Genomic DNA, 19,749 nt, shown 5'->3' with positions numbered 1-19,749 from the left:
CGGCGTATCCAAGCATCTGACAATCTAGCGATGAAGTAGCAAAAATTCTCGCTCCGTCAGGTCAACTGGAGTAAGCTAAATTTAGGTTTGAGCTACTGGGAGTGGAGATGATGTTGTTGGAATTAAAGCGCATCCATGTTCCACCAGGACAAAGAGTGCTACTGCGAGATGTAACCTGGCAGGAATTAGAAGCAATTCTAGAGGATTTAGGGGAACATCGGGCAGCCCGAATTGCTTATGACAGGGGAATACTGGAGATTATGGCACCACTGCCAGAACATGAAGACGATAAAGAAATTATTAGCGATTTAGTCAAAGCGCTTTTGGAAGAACTAGATATTGAGTTTAGATGCCTTGGTTCTACCACTTTCAAAAACCAAGCGATGGCTCAAGGGATAGAACCCGATCAGTGTTTCTATATAAAAAATGAATCTAAGATTCGCGGCAAGAAGCGGCTAGATTTAGCAGTAGATCCTCCTCCAGATTTAGCTTTAGAAATTGATATTACTTCTCGCACTCATCCTAATATTTATGAAGCTTTAAAAGTACCTGAGCTTTGGCGTTTTGATCGAGGGAAGCTCCAAATTAATATTCTGCGAGACGGGCATTATGTAGAATCTCAAAAAAGCCTAAATTTTCCTCTATTCCCAATAATTGAAGTGATTCCCCAATATCTGATGCAAAGTACAACAGCAGGCAGAAATGCAACGCTCAAAGCTTTTCGTCTTTGGGCACAAAAGCAGATACAATAGCAATGATTTATGCTGTCATCAGTATTCTAAATTATAGAACTATTGCTAATCTTAGCATTAGCGGATAAATTGTACTTCCTTGGAGTCGTTATTACCGCGCTTTAATTTATGTTTGCTAAACCCAAAATATTTTTATCATGGCTTGCATTATTACTCAGTTTTGCAAGCCTATTTCTTAGCTCTTGGATTATTCTTCCGGCTCCAAATATGTTTTTACTCACGCTAGCAGTGGGATCGCCAGAAGTCAGTCCTTGGTTATTGTTATTAAATTTTTTCTGTTTATTGCTTTCTTTGTTATATATCCGTCGCCGTAAATTACAGCGTTTAGCTTACATTTTTAGTTTAATCGGATTGCTAATTTGTGGATGGGTGCTAGTGAATATCCCACTAACTCAAATGCAGATGGCTAAAGCAATGAAACAAGGGTTGGGAGCAAATTATCTAGAGCAAATTCCAGTCCAAGTAAGGGCTAAGATGCAAACCCATCCCTTTAATTTAGTTAATTTCTTTCGGGGTATTGCATTAGGTAAAACGCGTCATCAAAAAGATATTCTCTTTGCTTCTCCTGCGGGAGTACCTTTAAAAATGGAAGTTTACCAACCCTCAGAAATAGGCAAATATCCAGCAGTAGTAGTAATTTATGGTGGAGCTTGGCAATATGGAAATTCTCATGCCAATTCCGAGTTTAATCAATATATTGCTAATCATGGATATACAGTATTTGCGATTGACTATCGACACGCACCAAGATATCGGTTTCCATCTCAGTTAGATGATGTGCGTACAGCCCTGAATTTTATTCGCAAACATGCAGCTGAATATGAAGCCGATCCTGAACGTATGGTACTTTTAGGGCGTTCTGCGGGAGCACACCTAGCAATGCTAGCAGCTTATCAACTAGATGCACCACCCATCCGTGCTGTGGTGAATTATTACGGGCCTGTTAACTTAACTGAAGGATACAAAACACCGCCAAATCCTGACCCTATCAATACCCGTGCTGTTTTAAAAGCATTTCTTGGTGGTTCCCTAGAAGAATTACCTAATCAGTATCAAATTGCTTCACCGATAAATTACCTGACGCACCCTTTACCGCCAACTTTATTAATTTACGGCAGTCGCGACCATTTGGTAGAAGCGCGATTTGGCAGACAGATGTATGAACGGTTACAGTATTATGGTAATACTACGGTCTTTCTAGAAATTCCTTGGGCAGAACACGCTTTTGATGCCGTTTTCAACGGTGTGAGCAATCAATTAGCGTTGTATTATACTGAAAGGTTTTTGGCTTGGGCGTTGTTCAAGCAATAATTTTATCAACGTACAGCAGCAGTCAGAGGATAAAAACTCAGCACTCCTCACTCCTGTAGAGACGCGATTAATTGCGTCTCTACTCCTCACTCTTTATGAGGCCAGCGCCAATTGTAGCGATTCCATTCGTAGATTCCTTGAATTTCGTACTCGGCACCGTTGAAGAAGCGGACGACACAATTAGTAGAGGAATCATCGCGTAGGCGTAGCCCGTCGTAGACATCGCTAATTTCCTCAACCTTAATCACCATACAAGGAAACCATTCGCGCTTACAAGGCCCATCCTCTTGCACCCATTCCCACAGTGCATTGGAAATTTCAATGCGATCGCCTACTCTTAACTTTAGTGCATCCTCAAAATAAGAATACTTATCAAAATGACATGACTCAACACGATTTAGCCACTGTAAACCATAGCGTTGGCGAATAAATTGTACTGTTCCAGAGTCATTTTCTAGCAACCAGTCGTTGAGTAACTGCACTTTCCAAGTGCGGTTGCGTTGTTCTTCATCCTTAACAAACTGTAAAAATGCTTCTAATTCCTCAGGAGTCAGTTCATCTAAGGGATTAGCAATATTTGACTTCCCAGAGGTAGAATTTCCCTGAATTTGCTCGACCACTTGCAGTAATATCTGTTTCTGCGTGTCAGTGAGAGGACAGCTTGCGGCATCACAACTATTAAAGGCTGCAAGCATAGCTGTTTCAATCTCATCTGGAGTCATAAGTTAATAGCAATTGAGGGGTTGTTTCCCTAATTATTACAAATGTTAAATTAAAGTCTCCAATCACCCTGTAGTTAAATTCAGGTAAGCTGAGGTTGTAAGTTAAATATTGTTTACTAAATTAAGTCACGGGGTCTTTTATGCAGTTGCGCTCACTCACGGTCGTTTTTATTTCCTGTCTCATCACCTTTTTGTCGTGGGTGATTGTTCCCCCAGCTGTAGCCCTGACACAGATTAAACTATTTGATGTATCTTATAAAGATTGTCCACCAGAACTAGCACAAGGGGCTGTTATCAGTAGTGGTAGCGCTGCTGCCAATTGTTTTCTTGTCATTGGCAAAGCAGAAAATGGCACTAATAAAACAGTTTACGACGCAGATATTTTTGGACGCATCTATGATGCCAATAATGACTCGGTGATGCAAAACCGCACTCGCTTAGGTTCTATTACCGAGGTGCCACCAGGCATTAGCGATTTTGAATTAAGAATTTCTGTACCTGCGAATCAGCCTACTCCGTTGAAGCTAAAGCAGTTCAAGGCTGCCGGGTTTAGCGGTCAAGTGCGTAGGTAATTCTTAATTCGTAGTACTCGCCAAAGGCGAGAAAGAGGCTAGGTAATTAACGTAGGTTGCTAGTGAGTGTCGCATGATGGTATCTTTAATGATACAAAACTATAAGTTTTAGTATTGCTAAACACTAAAACTTATGGTTTTGTACTTAAAAATAGGCGTTTTTTGATAACTAGCAACTCGGGTTAATTAGTAATTTGTAAAAAACCGTAGAGACGCTTGTATACTTAACGTCTCTACACAATTTTTTACCAAGATAATAATCAAAATCTTTCTATAAGGGCAGGTTAGATGGAATGGCACTCAGAAGCCCACTAACTACATTGAGTGCTAAGAAAGCTAAGATCGGCGAAAAATCCATACCGCCCAATGGGGGAATAATTGAGCGGAATAGATTCAGATAAGGGTCAGTTATTTGGGCTAAAGCGGCAAATGGCTGGTTATACCAGTTGATTGTCGGGAACCAGGTTAGCAAAACCCGGATAATTAGCAAATAGCTATAAAAGCTGACAAAGGTAATTAGTGTCGTAATCAGTAAACTCATGGATAGCTTTGTTTCCTACTAAGTGTCAAACGCGGTCTTATCTTTTAATTTTAATTTAGTCCATGTCATGGTGTTTGCGGATTTCACGTTTACCACACTTGACACTTACACCACGCCTAAACAAACTTCAGGAGTCTTTAGTTAGGGAGCGGTCGCTGGTTGCTTGGGATGAACCGCCATTAACATTTCCCAGTTGCTTTCGCACTTCATCAATTGTGGCATTTAGCTGGGCAATTTTATCTTCTAGCGATCGCCTGGCCGTTTCTATACCGATGCTTTCAGTTTCTGAGGCTTTCATCTGACGCCGCTTTGCTGCTATTTTCCTAGCTTCGGCTTGGCTATCTGTCAGTTCTGTCTCTTCCTCTGCTAGCAATTCTGGATCGCGTCGAGAAGCAATCAGTGCCCCGATGACACCGCCAAATACACCACCGACAAACGCCCCTGCTACAAAACCACTGGCAAAACCATCTCGCTGACTCATATATTTACCGCCTTCAACAAACCTTGCAACTTTTACAGTAGTTATGCTATTTTCCTGCCCTAGCTGCATACTAGCTTAAGTCCCAAAGATGCGATCGCCTGCATCTCCCAATCCCGGTACAATATACCCCCTGCTATCCAGTTTTTCATCAATAGTAGCGGTGTAAATTATTAAACCTGGATAAGCTTCACTCAATTTTTGCAAAGCTGGTGGAGCCGCCACTACACAAACAATCCGCGTCAGGGCTGGATCGGCACCCCGTTGTGTCAATTCTGCCATTGCCGCCATGATTGACCCTCCAGTTGCCAACATTGGATCGGTAATTAACACTCGTGTTTGGGGGTCAAATTTTTCTGGTAACTTGTTCAGATAACAATGAGGTTGCAGTGTCTCTTCGTCTCGCGCCAAGCCAAGGTGGTAAATCGATGCTAAAGGTAATAAAGTCTGCGCTCCCTCTAGTAATCCTAGCCCAGCCCGCAGAATTGGCACTACTGCTACTGGTACTTGCGGATCAATCACGGTTGCTGGACAGGTATCCAAGGGACTCTGCACCGCTGTTTCTTGGGTCGGCAACCAGTCTCGCGCAGCTTCATAAGTCAGCCATCTTCCCAACTCAGTCATGGCACTGCGAAATAATACTGAAGGTGTGCCTGCATCACGGGCAACTGCCAGCCAGTGTTTGATCAGGGGATGGGGTGGAACATAAACGCGCAATTGTAGCGTCATAGCCAGAAATAGGCGCCTTTTTATTGTATAAGAACTGAAACACCATAATACTCTTTCCTGCATCCGGCTGACAGCTAAAAATTAGCATCATCAATTTTATTGATAAAGTTTTTCATTAACAGTTGACAAGAATTCTCAATCAAAGCTATATTGTTATACAGTGTTCTCCTCTCTTTTAAGGATCGGCAGACGGGATTAGCCAGCAGTAGCAGGCTCGTCCCTCTTTTTTGTGATTAGGCATTGGTCATTGGTCATTGGTCATTGGTAAATATTGATTGACTCTAGACAAAGGACAAGGGACAAATAACAAAGGACAAATGACAAAGGACAAATGACAAATGACAATTGATGCGATCGTGATTGGGTCTGGGATTGGCGGATTAGTAACAGCGACCCAGTTAGCGGCGAAGGGAGCGAAAGTGCTGGTACTGGAACGTTATTTGATTCCAGGTGGTAGCGCTGGTTATTTTGAACGCCAAGGCTATCGATTCGATGTTGGCGCATCAATGATTTTTGGATTGGGACAAAACGGTACTACCAACTTACTCACACGCGCATTATCCGCTGTAAATGTCAGCCAAGAAGCGATCGCAGATCCGGTGCAGATTCACTATCATCTACCCCAAGGTTTAGACCTGAAGGTTGACCGGGTTTATGAAAAATTTTTGCAAAATCTTATTGCTCATTTTCGCCATGAAGAACAGGGGATTCGTCGCTTTTATGACGAATGCCAAAAAGTATTCAAGTGTCTCAACAGCATGGATTTGCTGTCGCTAGAAGAACCTCGGTATCTACTGCGAGTCTTTTTCCAGCATCCTTTGGCGTGTCTCGGTTTAGCTAAGTATCTGCCCCAAAATGCCGGGGACGTGGCGCGGCGCTACATCAAAGACCCGCAATTATTGAAATTTATCGATATGGAATGTTATTGCTGGTCGGTGGTTCCATCGGACATGACACCAATGATTAATGCTGGGATGGTCTTTTCTGACAGGCATTATGGCGGAGTTAATTATCCTAAAGGCGGAGTCGGACAAATAGCCCAAAAACTGGTGGAAGGTCTAGAAAAGGCTGGAGGTAAGATTCAGTACCAAGCTAGGGTTACGAAAATTCTCACAGAACAGGGAAAAGCGGTAGGTGTGCAACTGGCTAATGGTAAAGTATATCGGGGTAAACGCATAGTTTCTAATGCTACACGCTGGGATACATTTGAGCAATTACTACCAGCAGAAGAAATGCCATATAATGAGAAAAAATGGCAACAAACTTATCAAAAATCTCCAAGCTTCTTGAGTTTACATATAGGAGTAAAAGAGTCCGTTTTACCAGCAGGGACAGAGTGTCACCATATTTTGCTGGAAGATTGGGAAAAGATGACAACAGCAGAAGGCACAGTTTTTGTTTCGATTCCCACATTGCTTGACCCAGATTTAGCACCAAATGGATATCACATAATTCATGCCTTCACGCCTCACTGGATTGATGATTGGCAAGAACTTTCTCCGAGTGAGTACGAAGCGAAGAAAGAAGAGGCGGCTTGGCGAATTATTGACCGCCTAGAGAAGATTTTTCCAGGTTTAGATGCTGGATTGGATTATTTAGAAGTGGGGACACCGCGCACCCATCGTCGCTTTTTAGGTCGTGAAGATGGCACTTATGGGCCAATTCCCCGGCGCAAGTTGTGGGGTTTATTGAACATGCCCTTTAATCGCACAGCTATTCCAGGACTTTATTGTGTAGGGGATAGTACCTTTCCTGGTCAAGGGTTGAATGCAGTGGCTTTTTCTGGGTTTGCTTGCGCCCACCGTATTGCTGTAGATTTAGGATTTTAACCTACATCAATTAAAGCGATCGCAAAAACAGCCCACGCAAAAAGCCTAGTAAGCGGATAGCAAAATCTATGTTTACCTGAGTTTTACGTGCAGTATCGATTTCTTGTAAGATTTTCTGCATCTCAGCTAAATTGTTTTGATTAATTCCGATGATACTCACATTTATAATGGCTGCTGTTACCCTATTGAGAGTGAGTTGGCATTCTGTAAGTGCCAACTCCAACTTGTTTACTTCCTCCCAGTTTCTTTTTTGTTGCGCGTTTAAAAGCTCAAATTGAAGCTGAGACAGAATATCCCGTAATTTTTCTTCTGTATTATTGAGTTGTTCTAAGTTGATTTGATTGCCAGGGGTTCCTTGAAACTGAGAAATTATTTCTGCAAAATTATCTAAGATTTTAACGTTTGCCATGATTTATATATTCAGTTAAATTGTGAACGTTTTCATGGCTAGTTGCGCTCTAAAAATTATTGACATAATTGAGAGTTGGATGGTATGACCTGTCTGTTTCTGAGAGATATTTCTTTCATAAATCCCTTCAAAACTCGATCTTGGTCAACTTCTTTTTCAAGAGTGTTAATCTTTGTAAATATTGAACCGTAGTCGTTACCAGTGAAACTGGTAGCTACCCCAACAATCTGAGTAACTCTAGCAGCAATAACTTCAAAGTTAAGATTAGGGTAGTCATCAATCAGTTCTGAAAGTTGCCTTCCAGTGTCAGCTGCTACCAAAAGTTTAGAGATAGATTCATTTAAACTTTCTTGTTCAGCAGCATTAACTTTTCGCCATTCATCTATCTGTTTAGCAACTTGGCGCTTAATTTCTTCTGCTTCTGGTTGTGAGGATATACTTAAATTTCTATACTGTTCGCTGAGACGTTTTAATTCAAAGCTGATGAGTACCCGTTGTGGATCGCTTGGTCTTGGTGGTCTTTCCTGAATTCTTTTGGCTAAAAGTAGCATTTTTACTGTTAAACATCGTGCTGGCTGGGCAGTTTTAGCAACTATTTTTGCACTTTCATAATCAATTGTTTCAAGCTTGTTAAATACCTCTGCTGCTGTGTCATATTCTGCTTTCAAATCATCGAGTACTCGATCAACATCTGATGGTTGGATATTTTGCTGACTTTCTCCTGTAATAATTCGATTTACTTCTCTAGGAATTCCAAATTTAATACTGGTATCATTTAGTAATCTTTCAATAACTAAATTATCATCTCTAGGCAGATCGTCAAGTTGATAGATTTTCTTCACCGATGTAATAGCATTAGCCGCGCGATCGCGAAAATTCTCGGCAGTTACTCGCAGTATTGCTCTTTTTTGAGGCGTACAACCGCTGATGGTGAAACTAATAGTACAGGCTACTATACAAAATTTCCATAAGCTGAATTTCTGGATATGGAAAACTCTCATCGACATACTTAGCTGTGTCCAGATATAGTTAATACTTATTGATCGCTGTTCAACAATTCAGTATGGAAATAATTAAAAAGCTAATTGTGTCCGAATTAAATCTTTTTTCCTATAACCTGGGATTTTCAGAAATGCTACTTACTAAGCGTAGAGGAGCACGGGATGCTCATATACTGGTTAAATTAAATACTTATACCAGATGTTCTCTCGTATAAGCGCATAATTTACAAAACTTTTCATAATTGTGCTTTAATGGTGAGCGGTTTTTGTTTTCCAAAAATCTTCCTCACACACAAAGCGATTATCAATGCTCCTCACACACAAAGAAAACATTCTAAAATTTAGCTGGTTTTTACCCAGTTTTTTAAGCTTGTTCCTGTTTGGTTCCACTGTCAAAGCTACTGCGATCGCTAATTGGCATTTTGATAGCGATCGCAATCATCTGGACTTCACCACAGATGAGAATGTTCAACCGAAAGTACAACTACTTACTAACCCTACTCGTCTGGTAATTGATTTGCCGGGAGTTACACTAGGATATCCACAGACTAGTCAAAGAGTAGGGCCAGTAATTCAAGACATTCGCATCGGGCAGTTTAACGCAGAGACTACCCGTATGATAGTTACCTTAGCACCTGGTTACACCTTTGACTTAGCACAGGTAAAACTGCAAGAGGAATCCCCTAATCATTGGTCTGTGCAGTTACCCAACCCAGTACCCCTGACTGCAACCCAGCCAAAATATCTAGAAATAACTCCGAGTATTTCTCCAATAGTGAGTGATAATAGCACTCTGTTTGCTGGTGTGGTTCCGATGCATTCATCGATGAAAGCGCTGGAACCTCAAATTAAAGCCTTGATGAATCGCTACAGTTTTCTGAAAACAGGAATGTTTTTCCTGGATTTGGATACTGGGGATTATTTAGATATTGGAGGCGATCGCGTTTTCCCTGCTGCTAGTACAATCAAACTGCCAATTCTCATCGCCTTTTTCCAGGATTTAGATGCTGGTAAAGTCACCCTAAATGAAATACTGACGATGCGGCGTGACTTAGTGACCAATGGTTCTGGAACTATGCAGTATGAACGAGTTGGTAAGAAATATTCAGCTTTGGAAACCGTCACCAAGATGGTAACTATCAGTGACAATACCGCCACCAACATGATTATTGATCGCTTAGGTGGAGCGGCGAAACTAAATCAGCGTTTTCGTACTTGGGGGTTGAAAGATACAGTAATTCGCCGTCTTTTAGCTGATTTGAAGGGAACCAACACCACAAGTTCTCAAGACATGACACGGGTGTTAGCTTTGTTAGTCAATAATAAGTTAGTATCCTCGCAGAGTCGGGAGCAAGTCTTAGATATTCTGCGTCACACTACAATTCGCACACTGCTTCCCGCCGGTTTAGGAAAAGGTGCAGTCATCGCCAACAAAACTGGAGATATCGGCTTTCTGATTGGCGACGCTGGATTTATTACTATGCCCAATGGTAAGCGCTACTTGGCTGCCATCTTCGTCACCCGTCCGTATAAGGACAGTAGAGGGAGAGACTTTATTCGTCAAGTTTCCCAGCTTGTTTACAATTACCTGAATCAGCCGAACCCAGTCGCTGCGATTAATTTGCCTAACAGTGCTACAAGATAGCAGTTCTCAATTGGGTTCAAAATAGATGTTGCTAGGGGCGCACAGTGTGCCCCTATGGTAATTAGATAATTGTGATTTTACTTGCAGCTCTAGTAGCCTTTTCTCTAGCCTCTTGGACATTAATACCTTTCGCTAAAGCTACGCCCATTCGCCGATATGGATGGGCACTAGGTTTACCAAATAATTTAATATCTACATCTTTTTCTGACAAAGCGTCGGCGACACCACCAAAAGCAATAGAATCAGATTTTTCTGAGGCTAAAATTACCGCACTGGCTGATGCCCCTAGCTGTTCTATATGAGGAATTGGTAAGTCTAAAATAGCTCGCAAATGGAGTTCAAATTCATTGAGATTTTGTGAGATTAATGTCACCATTCCCGTATCGTGAGGTCTGGGAGAAAGTTCGGAAAAAATTACTTCATCTTTGGTAATGAAAAATTCAACACCAAAAATTCCGGCTCCTCCTAAAGCATCGGTGACTTGTATGGCTATTTCTTGCGCTTTTAATATCTTGTCTTCAGAAATTAGTGCGGGTTGCCACGACTCTTGATAATCGCCTCGTTCTTGACGATGACCAATAGGAGAACAGAAAATAGTGGGTGCATTGCACTGTTTAATTGTCAGTAAAGTTATCTCAATTTCAAAGTTAATAAATTCTTCTACGATGACCTTTTGACTGTCACCTCTAGAATTAGCGATCGCATAATTCCAAGCTTTCTCAATTTCAGTCTTATTTTGCACTACAGACTGACCCTTCCCAGACGATGACATCACAGGTTTAACAACATTAGGAAAGCCAATTCCATCGGAAACTGCAATCAATTCTTCTAAAGTTGTTGCATAACCATATTTAGCCGTTCTTATGCCTAATTTTTGATGTGCCAGTTCCCGAATTCTATCGCGGTTCATTGTATAGTTAGTAGCAGCCGCAGTTGGTATAACTGTAATCCCTCGCTGTTCAAATTCTAAAAGTTTTTCTGTTCTGATTGCTTCAATTTCTGGTATAATAATATCTGGCTGATGTTTAGTCACTACAGCTTCTAAATCATCAGCACTAAGCATAGAAATAACTTCATAAGCATCAGCGACTTGCATCGCCGGAGCATTGGCATATCGATCAACGGCAATCACATAATTACCAAGACGTTGAGCAGCAATCGCAAATTCTTTGCCTAGTTCTCCCGAACCCAGCAACATCAATTTTTGGGGCAACTTAATACTCATTAACTTATCCAAGAAAATTTTAATTCCATAATTTTATAATTTTTTGTGTTTTAATTACCAACTTCTCAAGAATTAAATTTAGCTCCGCGTAGTTGTAAATCTTGACGTTGCAGATGATTTAAACCAGTACCTACGCCAAGCTGACACTTGTCTACTAGAGTCTCTAACCAAATAGTCTCATTCAGAGTTGCACCTCGTAAATTTGCATTTCTCAAATCGGCTTTCGTAAAATTTGCAAATAAAAGGTCTGCATTGACTAAACTACTACCTTGTAGATTTGCTCCTGATAAGTTTCCTCGAATGAAATTTACCCCATCTAAAATTAAACCAGATAAATCTGCTCCTATAAGATTAGGAAACTTTAGCTGACTTGGATATTTAAAAAACCGGATCATACAGATGATATTTGCTTCATTTAGTTGGATTTTGATTAAAAACTCATAACGAGCTATACCCAATTGCTTAAGAATTTGTAGACGCTGTGGGGGACTTTGTTCTAAAAACTGGATAGCTGTATAGCGTAGGTTTTGAGTAGGGATATTTAACATGATTTTCAGATTCTTTTGATACTTGTGTCGATTAAAAATTTACTAGCCGATACAGGTAAATAATAGATAATATAGCAATCTTAAATCATCCATGAGAAACAATAACCCCGACTTCTCAAAGAAATCGGGGTTATAACCTTATCGATAACTACTTACCTAACGTCCTGCCAATAATGCTTTCGTAGCAGACTCGCCTGCTAACCTAACCTGCCTTGTCAACTGGAAGTTTAACAACGCTAAAACACTCAACTCAGCGAGGAGTGACATAAAAATTGTTGTTACTCCAGAGTATTCTATACCTGCCCAAGGAAAAGTTGAAAACAGCCATACACTAGGATATTTCGACGAGGAGACGCCGAGAATTCCTAGAATCATCGGTGGTAGAAACGTTACTGCACTTATAGTACCTATTGCCCAAAAAGAACGTTTGGGAGTTTTGAGCAAAAGTATCAATTGGGCGATGGTAGCGTAAATCATTATTAAGCTGATAGACAAAGCTATAGCTAAAAGTACTTTCAACTTGTAAATATCATTTTGACCATAGTTCGCATCAACAACAGATGTAAATGAAATCCAAACTAGCCAGGGGATAGTAGCAATTGTAAGATTAATTGCGATCGCCACGAGTGCAGGGCTTTTTTCAGCCCAAATTAGATCCTGCCAAACACTCTTATGCCTAGAAACTCCCTGATGTCGATATCTTGCCCAATCTTGTATATCTTGACGGTGAGGGGAAAGAACCGCAATCAAACTTAACATCAACACCAAGCTGTACAGTGCCAGCAAAATGTAATTTTCTCCAACCTGTTCAACCCATCGAGCAAATCCCCACATCATCAACTGGCAAAATGCTACTAGTAAATAACTTTGTTTTTTGTTGATTATTGAGGCTTGAGGGTTACGGAAGCAACGTTTAAGAGCTTGCAAAATTCCGTAACTGCATAATCCCAAGTTCAATAAATGAAAGCCAAGAACACTAACAATATTTTTCCCTAATGGTAAATAGAAAAACTCCAAATTTTCCAGGGGGGAAGCCTTGGACAGATGGAACAAATTAGGAAATAGATAATTTGTTGTATCCCAAGGGCTAAAGAGTCTAAACCAAGCAGTTGGATTATTTAAAGTATTGCTATAAGACGATGCCAGTACCATCGTTGTAAACAAAAAAAGTAAAACTGCGCCACTACCTAACCAAGGTTGAAAACTGCTAAACCAACGACTAACTAAGCCAAATAGTAGTGCAGCATTGTAGAAAAAAATACAACTAGTAGCAAGAATCGCGTAATAGCTAAAAATGTAACTAGATGCAATTTTTGCAGAATGCCCAGCCCACAAATGTAAAGGAATTGCTACTAAGACGATCAGATAAATTAAACTCGGAACTCCTAGCAACTTCCCAGTCAATATACTTGTTTCTGATTGAGGACTCAGACGGATGAAATTCAGCGTGCCGCGAGTTTCTTCTTTAGATAAATCATTGATTAGCAAATAAGTTCCTGCGACTAAGAGGGTAAATATAAAAATTACACTCATAGAGAGGAATATATATTCCCAATGGTCTCGCCACCACAACTGCCAATCAATTTGGTTTTGGGGACAAAAATTATTTGATAGGAAATCATTTAAATTAGTAATTCTAGATTGATCTGATTCCCGAAATGCCTGGTTTTGTTGCGGTTCATATACTTGACGCAAATTACAGTATTCGCCAGTTAAAGAGTATTCATCACCGGGAAATTCTCGTAACTGATATAAAAAAACCACCAGTTGAAGTAGTAAAGATGTTGCAACTGCGATCGCTACATTAAAAAACTTCAGGCGTCCTTTGAGTTCCCGTAATAGTTGCGGATTCCAATCGCCGATTCTGTCTATCAAATTGGGCATCATAGTAAAAACTTCTCCAAAAATGGGGAGTGATATTTATTGACGTATCAAGATGCTTGTTTGTGACCTAATTTTAAGAAAATACTTTCTAAGTCTTCTTGCGTGCAGTGAAAATCAGTCAGAGGAATGCCTGCTTTGATGAGCGATCGCAACAACTCAGCACTATCTTCATCTTTGCCCGAAAAATTCACCCGGACACTGTTTTTTCCTGGTATCACCTCCCACTCTTCTACCAAAGAATGATGTTTTAGTTCACTCAAAAGTGTCTCTAAGTTCCCCAGAGTTGATATCACAATTTGCTGATGAGCAAGACGTTGGTAAAGTTGCTGTAGGGAAGTACTTTCTACCAAAAAGCCAAGTTCCATAATTCCCACAGAAGTACAGAGTTCCGCTAAATCACTAAGAACGTGGGAGGAAATAATTACAGTCATCCCAGCTTCTTGCAAAGCCTTGATAATTTCGCGAAAGTGCATCCTGGCGATGGGGTCAAGCCCAGAAACAGGCTCATCTAGTAGTAGTAAAATCGGTTCGTGGATAATCGTTCGCGCTAAACTTAAGCGCTGTTTCATTCCCCGCGACAGAGTAGAAATCTGGCTATTACGTTTATTTCCAAGTTGGATTAATTCTAAAACTTCATGCAGGCGTTGAGTGCGGCGTGGTTCTCGTAAACGATACAGACGCGCAAAATAATCTAGGTAGTCCCAGACTGTCAAATCCTCATATAGTGGGTAGTCATCAGGTAAGTAGCCTAGACGACGCTTAAGTTTGGGATTACTCTTGTCACGAAGTAGGCGATCGCCATTAATATAAATCTCACCCGTAGTTGGTTCCTCAGCAGTTGCCAACATGCGGATGAGAGTTGTTTTACCCGCGCCATTCGGCCCAATCAGTCCATATACTTCACCCGCCTGGATTTCTAAATCAACATCATTGACAGCAACATGTCGGTCAAATTGCTTAGTTAGTCCACGGGTGCAAATTGCTAATTCTTTTACCATCGCTGCTGGGGTGCGGCTTGTGATTAACACTTAACCTAACCTCTTTCTACAACTTCTGTCAGGCTGGTTTCGGAAATTGAAACTGACTTTATATAAAGCTGCTTTTAGTCATGGGCATTATTTACCACTATCTTCACTAAAGTTTTAAACAATACCAATTATTAAGTTTTGCTACAGGGGAATACTAAAGTTAGAAATCTCTAGGTTTTCTCAGTTAATCAGGTAAAAGCTGTATGGATTTTGAATCAATTATAAATATGCCTGCTATCGGGCAAGCTATTGCTTATGCTATTAAAGATGGTAGGCAATGGGGACTATCTTTTGCCAACAATTTTTATTGGGTAGGTAATAGAGATAATATTGCAAACTTAATGATATTAGAGTCAACCGCTTGGTCAGTGGGCAATGGTATTTTCAGCGGATTCATCGGACTAGCCGGAATACCCACTGAGATTACGATTACATTGTATTCCAATATAAAACTAGCATCAGCTCTTTTTGCTCTTTATGGCATTGATACAAGAAGCGAATCTGCACGACTACCAGTCTTAGCTGCTGCGGCTGGAGTGAGTGTATCTGAACTGGCTAATCAATTAGGAACACAAGTAGGATCACAAGCTATTCAAAAAACTTTAATGTCCATTCCTGGTAAAACTTTTGCTGAGATAAACAAAGCTTTGGGAATTAAGTTAATCTCCAAAGCAGGCGAGAAAACTTTAGTCAACGTAGCAACAATGATGCCTTTTATCGGGTCTGCGATCGGTGGTACAGTAAATGGAGTAATGATGAATGCTTGTGGACATTCAGTAATTGCCTTCATCAAGATTTGGAATAGGTCATAATTTAGCAAAAGTAGGTAAGACATACGCCCTACCTACTTATTAATTCTTATTCTGCTATTTAGGAAAACTTTGCAAATGAAACCTTGACTTTTTGCTCTAGTATCAAGTTATTTCTGATAGTGGTGGGATGGCGTTATTAATCCCATTACCAGATGAACCGCTAATTGCATAACGGTATTCGGGAACTGGATACCCAGCTTCGCTAAAGGTTTCACGGATAGCTTTATTAGCGTCGAAGTAAACCTGCCAGTAATGGTCATTATTGCAATAAGGACGTACTGCTAGTACAGGTCCTGCAAAGTTAAAATTCTGAATTTCTACATCCGGTGCTGGATTTTGGAGAACATTAGGAATTTGGCTAATTTTCGCTTTCAAAAGTGCGATCGCTTCGTTATGTTTTACATCATGATGGAGTTGAGCTACCAAATCAACCCGACGGTAAGGGTTGGCAGAATAATTCTGGATATTATCAGCAAAGATTTTATTATTGGCAACAATCGTCAATACGTTATCAGGTGTATTAATACTAGTTGTGAACAGCCCAATTTCTGTAACAGTGCCTGTGACACCTGCTGTCGTGATGAAATCACCAACTTTGAATGGTCGAAAAACGATTAAAAATGCTCCGGCTGCAAAGTTGGCCAGTAGTCCCCCCCATGCTGCACCAATAGCAATGCCGGCTCCTGCTAGCAATGCAGCAAAGGAAGTTGTTTCAACCCCAAAGAAGCCGAGAATTGCTACAACTAGAACAATTCTCAACGTAACGCCAATGATATTCAGAAGATAGTTAATGAGTGTCGGATCAACGTGTTGGCTTCGGAAAGCACGTCGGGCTAGCTTCAATCCAAAATCAATCAAGCGTTGAGCAATCAGCCACAGAGCGATTGCACCTAAAACTTTCAGCCCAAACTGAGTTAAAAGTTGACTAGCAACTACGCTAATTTGTCTGAAATCCATAACTTTTTTGTTTGTGAATTATTAAACACAATAAACATACAATAAATTAAATAAAAATCTCCTATGAATACTTTTTTTTAATTTTTGGTGTGCTACGCAGTAAAAAGCAAAGTGTTATCAAAGAATGTCTGGAAATTTTTGGACGAATATAAATGGTTTCTGGTGGGGTAGGCATCTTACCTGCCCTAAAAGTTCAAGGGGCATCATATAAATAAATTAAAAACTCCAACGGTACATTTTGCTAGGTATGATATTTGATCTGTAAGCATTTACCTAGTAAGAATCAGCTATGACCCAGAACTACCGCATTACTCTACTCCCCGGCGATGGCATTGGCCCTGAAATTATGGCAGTGGCGGTAGATGTGCTGAAAGTCGTAGGGAAGCAATTTGATCTGAAGTTTGAATTCCAAGAAGCCCTGATCGGTGGTGCAGCAATTGATGCCACAGGCGAACCCTTACCATCTGCCACTCTAGAGGCTTGCCGTAACAGTGATGCTGTGTTACTCGCTGCCATTGGTGGCTATAAGTGGGATTCATTACCATCCAATTTACGCCCAGAAGCAGGTTTGTTAGGACTACGTGCAGGTTTAGGATTATTTGCTAATTTGCGCCCAGCGAAAATTTTGCCCCAGCTAATCGATGCCTCGACTTTGAAACGCGAAATTGTCGAAGGCGTGGATATTATGGTGGTGCGCGAACTCACTGGCGGGATTTACTTCGGTAAACCCAAAGGAATTTTTGCCACAGAAACTGGTGAAAAACGCGGTGTAAATACAATGGTTTACACCGAGTCGGAAATTGAACGTATTGGACGAGTGGCGTTTGAAGCGGCAAAAAAACGCGGTGGAAAACTTTGTTCGGTGGATAAGGCGAACGTATTAGAAGTATCTCAGTTGTGGCGCGATCGCATCACCCAACTTTCTGAGGAATATCCAGATATCGAACTCTCTCATTTATATGTGGATAATGCTGCTATGCAGTTGGTACGCGCTCCCAAGCAGTTCGACACCATAGTTACAGGCAATTTGTTCGGTGATATTCTCTCTGATGCTGCTGCCATGCTCACGGGTAGTATTGGGATGTTACCTTCCGCTAGTTTGGGTGCTTCTGGGCCTGGTGTGTTTGAACCAGTTCATGGTTCCGCCCCAGATATCGCCGGACAGGATAAAGCAAATCCTCTAGCACAGGTTTTGAGTGCGGCGATGATGTTACGTTACGGTTTAGACCAGCCAAAAGCAGCAGATCATATCGAACAAGCCGTATTGCAAGTTTTAGAACAAGGCGATCGCACCGGAGATATAATTTCTCCAGGAAAAAACCTTCTGGGTTGCCGCGCTATGGGAGACTCACTCATCAAAGCTATCGAACAAAAATAATTTTGTATAGCAACCTGGGCAATTTGGCAACCTTTGCTATAAGTTTCGGGTAGACTAAAGGGAAATCTAGCAATCAAATAACAGTCGATAGTGTACGCATTACGACAAGGTCAAGTAAATTTTACCGCCCCAAAGAACCAATCCCCTTTGATTGATCCCTCTGTAATCAGAGCTGCTGGGCAGATATACTATACTCACTGTGAAGTTCATCCCGAAATAGCTGGGCAACCTTCCGGTGTAGCAATTAATCGTGTGACTCATCGAGGTAAGGTTATTTTTACTAACCAACCAGTTCTTTTACCTCAAGAGTGTTTTGTACCCTTAAGTCAAATTGAATCACACATGTATTAGTCATTGGTCATTGGTCATTAGTCATTGGTCATTGGTTAAGAGTCAATATTAATTAACTCTCGACAAAGGACAAAAGATAAACGACAAATGACACAGAACAAATGACTAATGACAAAGGACAAATGACTGTATGGACATTTTGTTCGCCATCCCGGCGAGTGTAATGGTCTTTGCTTTGGGTGCATCTATTGGTAGTTTTCTCAATGTTATTGTTTATCGCCTACCTGCTGGGTTGTCAATTCTTTGGCCGCCCTCTCGTTGTCCTAAATGCTTAAACCAGCTAAAAGCTTACGACAATGTACCAGTGTTCGGCTGGATTTCCTTAAAAGGGCGGTGTCGATATTGCAAAAGCAAAATTTCTGTCCGTTATCCTGTGGTAGAAGGGGTAACGGGCATAATTTTTTTACTAATTTTTTTGGTATTTCAAGTTTCGACTTTAACAATAGGCTATTGGGCTTTTTGCAGTTGGTTATTGGCGCTATCACTCATCGACTTAGATACAATGACCCTACCCAATCCACTTACTCAGTCGGGTTTAGTGGTGGGGATTTTGTTTCAAATGGTAGTTGGTTTTCTACCAGAGGGTAGTTTTGTGGCATTGGTAAATCACCTGATAATGGCTATAGTTGGTGCAGTATTAGGCTTATGGCTGTTTGATGCGATCGCCTTACTGGGTTCAATTGCCTTTGGTAAAACTGCAATGGGTGCGGGTGACGCCAAGTTAGCAGCCATGATGGGAGCCTGGTTAGGCTGGAAATATTTGCTCTTGGCTAGTTTTATTGCCTGTGCGCTGGGAGCGTTAATTGGCAGTGGTGTTATTATGCGTAGACGCATTAGCGGAGCGTCTGTCTGCGACACGCTGCGCGAACGTAGAGAAGCCGTCAGTCAAAAGACATCGCGACAAAGTTTAGGACAAAAGATGCCTTTTGGCCCTTTTCTGGCTTTAGGATCTGTGATTACCCTATTTAGTGGCGAAGCCATTTTGTCTAGCTACCTGCGGTTATTCTTTCCAGCGTCTTGAATTGGAGTGGCGAAGTGGCACAGGGGCAGGGAGCAGAGGAGAAAAAGATAATTTTTTATTCTCCCCCCTGCTCCCCTGCCTCTTTGCCATGCCCCATGCCAATTCATAAAAAATATTTATAATTCGTGACTGTAACCAACATTACCCCATCTCCCCTTCACATTTTGATAATATTCAGCTTGTGACTTGTATTACCCTCTTAACGACGATTAACCGTTGGCAAGTACAACTTGTGGAACAAATGCTGATTGCTTGTAACCTAGCAATACGAATAATTGATTTGGGTAGGAGGGAGAGAGCATCTTATTTGGAGGTAGGTATTCTCATAGCGTTGTCAGTACGTCCATATAATTAAGTCTGCTGAAAAAAAGAGCAAGAGACTTGTATTGGCATAAGTATTTTCGTTAAGCTGGCAACCAAAGATGAAAATTAAGGTCTGAATTGCTTAAAAGCGTAGTTTAACGATGTAGTGATGAATCATTAGTAAAGATAAATGGCTCATGACTAAGGACAACCCAATACGGTTTGACATGTTTTCGACCTCATACCCACTTAA

The 19,749-nt window shown here is 41.0% G+C and carries 20 protein-coding genes; 9 read left to right on the top strand and 11 right to left on the bottom strand.

The genetic code is table 11. The features are described 5' to 3' along the window. The first annotated feature begins 110 nt into the window (after window positions 1–110). Complete coding sequence (locus RM347_RS05325) at window positions 111–752, top strand: Uma2 family endonuclease (protein ID WP_322718271.1); 642 nt, start codon at window positions 111–113, stop codon at window positions 750–752. Window positions 753–860: 108 nt separating this feature from the next. Continuing rightward, a complete protein-coding gene (locus RM347_RS05320) occupies window positions 861–2,063 on the top strand; it encodes an alpha/beta hydrolase (RefSeq protein ID WP_322718228.1) in 1,203 nt (400 codons plus the stop codon). Between the two features lie 86 nt (window positions 2,064–2,149). On the opposite strand, the gene RM347_RS05315 is transcribed toward RM347_RS05320, so the two are convergent. Next, the gene (locus RM347_RS05315; protein ID WP_322718229.1) at window positions 2,150–2,785 is read right to left on the bottom strand and encodes a hypothetical protein; all 636 of its coding nucleotides are present in this window, start codon (window positions 2,783–2,785) and stop codon (window positions 2,150–2,152) included. Window positions 2,786–2,925: 140 nt separating this feature from the next. On the opposite strand from RM347_RS05315, the gene RM347_RS05310 reads away from it, so the two are divergent. Beyond that, complete coding sequence (locus RM347_RS05310; protein ID WP_322718230.1) at window positions 2,926–3,357, top strand: biotin carboxylase; 432 nt, start codon at window positions 2,926–2,928, stop codon at window positions 3,355–3,357. Between the two features lie 271 nt (window positions 3,358–3,628). Here RM347_RS05310 and RM347_RS05305 read toward each other — a convergent pair whose 3' ends face one another. The 3 genes from RM347_RS05305 to upp form a co-directional block, all read right to left on the bottom strand. Then, window positions 3,629–3,898, bottom strand: a complete 270-nt coding sequence (locus RM347_RS05305) for a YggT family protein (protein ID WP_322718231.1) — start codon at window positions 3,896–3,898, stop codon at window positions 3,629–3,631. Window positions 3,899–4,025: 127 nt separating this feature from the next. Next, on the bottom strand, window positions 4,026–4,379 hold the full coding sequence (locus RM347_RS05300; RefSeq protein ID WP_322718272.1) for a hypothetical protein: 354 nt from the start codon (window positions 4,377–4,379) through the stop codon (window positions 4,026–4,028). A gap of 75 nt (window positions 4,380–4,454) precedes the next feature. Next, window positions 4,455–5,105 carry a uracil phosphoribosyltransferase gene (upp, locus tag RM347_RS05295; protein WP_322718232.1) on the bottom strand — a complete coding sequence of 217 codons (651 nt, stop codon included), beginning with the start codon at window positions 5,103–5,105 and terminating at the stop codon, window positions 4,455–4,457. Between the two features lie 338 nt (window positions 5,106–5,443). On the opposite strand from upp, the gene crtH reads away from it, so the two are divergent. Then, complete coding sequence (gene crtH / locus RM347_RS05290; protein ID WP_322718233.1) at window positions 5,444–6,934, top strand: carotenoid isomerase; 1,491 nt, start codon at window positions 5,444–5,446, stop codon at window positions 6,932–6,934. 10 nt (window positions 6,935–6,944) lie between these two features. Here crtH and RM347_RS05285 read toward each other — a convergent pair whose 3' ends face one another. Together RM347_RS05285 and RM347_RS05280 are read right to left on the bottom strand one after the other, a co-directional pair. Further along, complete coding sequence (locus tag RM347_RS05285; protein WP_322718234.1) at window positions 6,945–7,343, bottom strand: hypothetical protein; 399 nt, start codon at window positions 7,341–7,343, stop codon at window positions 6,945–6,947. 56 nt (window positions 7,344–7,399) lie between these two features. Continuing rightward, window positions 7,400–8,350 carry a hypothetical protein gene (locus RM347_RS05280; RefSeq protein ID WP_322718235.1) on the bottom strand — a complete coding sequence of 317 codons (951 nt, stop codon included), beginning with the start codon at window positions 8,348–8,350 and terminating at the stop codon, window positions 7,400–7,402. Between the two features lie 301 nt (window positions 8,351–8,651). Between RM347_RS05280 and RM347_RS05275 the strand changes: the two genes are divergently transcribed. Continuing rightward, window positions 8,652–9,989, top strand: coding sequence for a serine hydrolase (locus RM347_RS05275; RefSeq protein WP_322718236.1), 1,338 nt, complete (start codon window positions 8,652–8,654; stop codon window positions 9,987–9,989). 61 nt (window positions 9,990–10,050) lie between these two features. Here RM347_RS05275 and purT read toward each other — a convergent pair whose 3' ends face one another. The 4 genes from purT to RM347_RS05255 form a co-directional block, all read right to left on the bottom strand. Continuing rightward, complete coding sequence (purT, locus tag RM347_RS05270; RefSeq protein ID WP_322718237.1) at window positions 10,051–11,214, bottom strand: formate-dependent phosphoribosylglycinamide formyltransferase; 1,164 nt, start codon at window positions 11,212–11,214, stop codon at window positions 10,051–10,053. Window positions 11,215–11,279: 65 nt separating this feature from the next. After that, window positions 11,280–11,762 (bottom strand): pentapeptide repeat-containing protein, encoded by a 483-nt coding sequence (locus RM347_RS05265; RefSeq protein WP_322718238.1) that lies wholly within the window; start codon window positions 11,760–11,762, stop codon window positions 11,280–11,282. Between the two features lie 156 nt (window positions 11,763–11,918). After that, window positions 11,919–13,649: an ABC transporter permease subunit gene (locus RM347_RS05260; RefSeq protein WP_322718239.1), complete on the bottom strand. Its 1,731-nt coding sequence runs from the start codon at window positions 13,647–13,649 to the stop codon at window positions 11,919–11,921. A 44-nt stretch (window positions 13,650–13,693) separates the two neighbouring features. Next, a complete protein-coding gene (locus RM347_RS05255) occupies window positions 13,694–14,644 on the bottom strand; it encodes an ABC transporter ATP-binding protein (protein WP_322718273.1) in 951 nt (316 codons plus the stop codon). Between the two features lie 233 nt (window positions 14,645–14,877). Between RM347_RS05255 and RM347_RS05250 the strand changes: the two genes are divergently transcribed. Then, window positions 14,878–15,486 (top strand): hypothetical protein, encoded by a 609-nt coding sequence (locus RM347_RS05250; RefSeq protein WP_322718240.1) that lies wholly within the window; start codon window positions 14,878–14,880, stop codon window positions 15,484–15,486. 102 nt (window positions 15,487–15,588) lie between these two features. Here RM347_RS05250 and RM347_RS05245 read toward each other — a convergent pair whose 3' ends face one another. After that, window positions 15,589–16,443, bottom strand: coding sequence for a mechanosensitive ion channel family protein (locus RM347_RS05245; RefSeq protein WP_322718241.1), 855 nt, complete (start codon window positions 16,441–16,443; stop codon window positions 15,589–15,591). Window positions 16,444–16,732: 289 nt separating this feature from the next. Here RM347_RS05245 and leuB point away from each other — a divergent pair, with 289 nt between their 5' ends. The 3 genes from leuB to RM347_RS05230 all read left to right on the top strand — a co-directional run bounded on the left by leuB (window position 16,733) and on the right by RM347_RS05230 (window position 19,193). Then, window positions 16,733–17,821 carry a 3-isopropylmalate dehydrogenase gene (leuB, locus tag RM347_RS05240; protein ID WP_322718242.1) on the top strand — a complete coding sequence of 363 codons (1,089 nt, stop codon included), beginning with the start codon at window positions 16,733–16,735 and terminating at the stop codon, window positions 17,819–17,821. Between the two features lie 90 nt (window positions 17,822–17,911). After that, on the top strand, window positions 17,912–18,172 hold the full coding sequence (locus tag RM347_RS05235) for a hypothetical protein (RefSeq protein WP_094347451.1): 261 nt from the start codon (window positions 17,912–17,914) through the stop codon (window positions 18,170–18,172). Window positions 18,173–18,302: 130 nt separating this feature from the next. Further along, entirely contained in the window at window positions 18,303–19,193 is an 891-nt protein-coding gene (locus RM347_RS05230) for a prepilin peptidase (RefSeq protein ID WP_322718243.1), read from the top strand. The last annotated feature ends 556 nt before the right edge of the window (window positions 19,194–19,749 follow it).

It is taken from the genome of Nostoc sp. ChiQUE02, assembly GCF_034531305.2.
GTDB lineage: Bacteria > Cyanobacteriota > Cyanobacteriia > Cyanobacteriales > Nostocaceae > Nostoc.
This window is presented reverse-complemented; position numbering and strand designations above follow the sequence as displayed.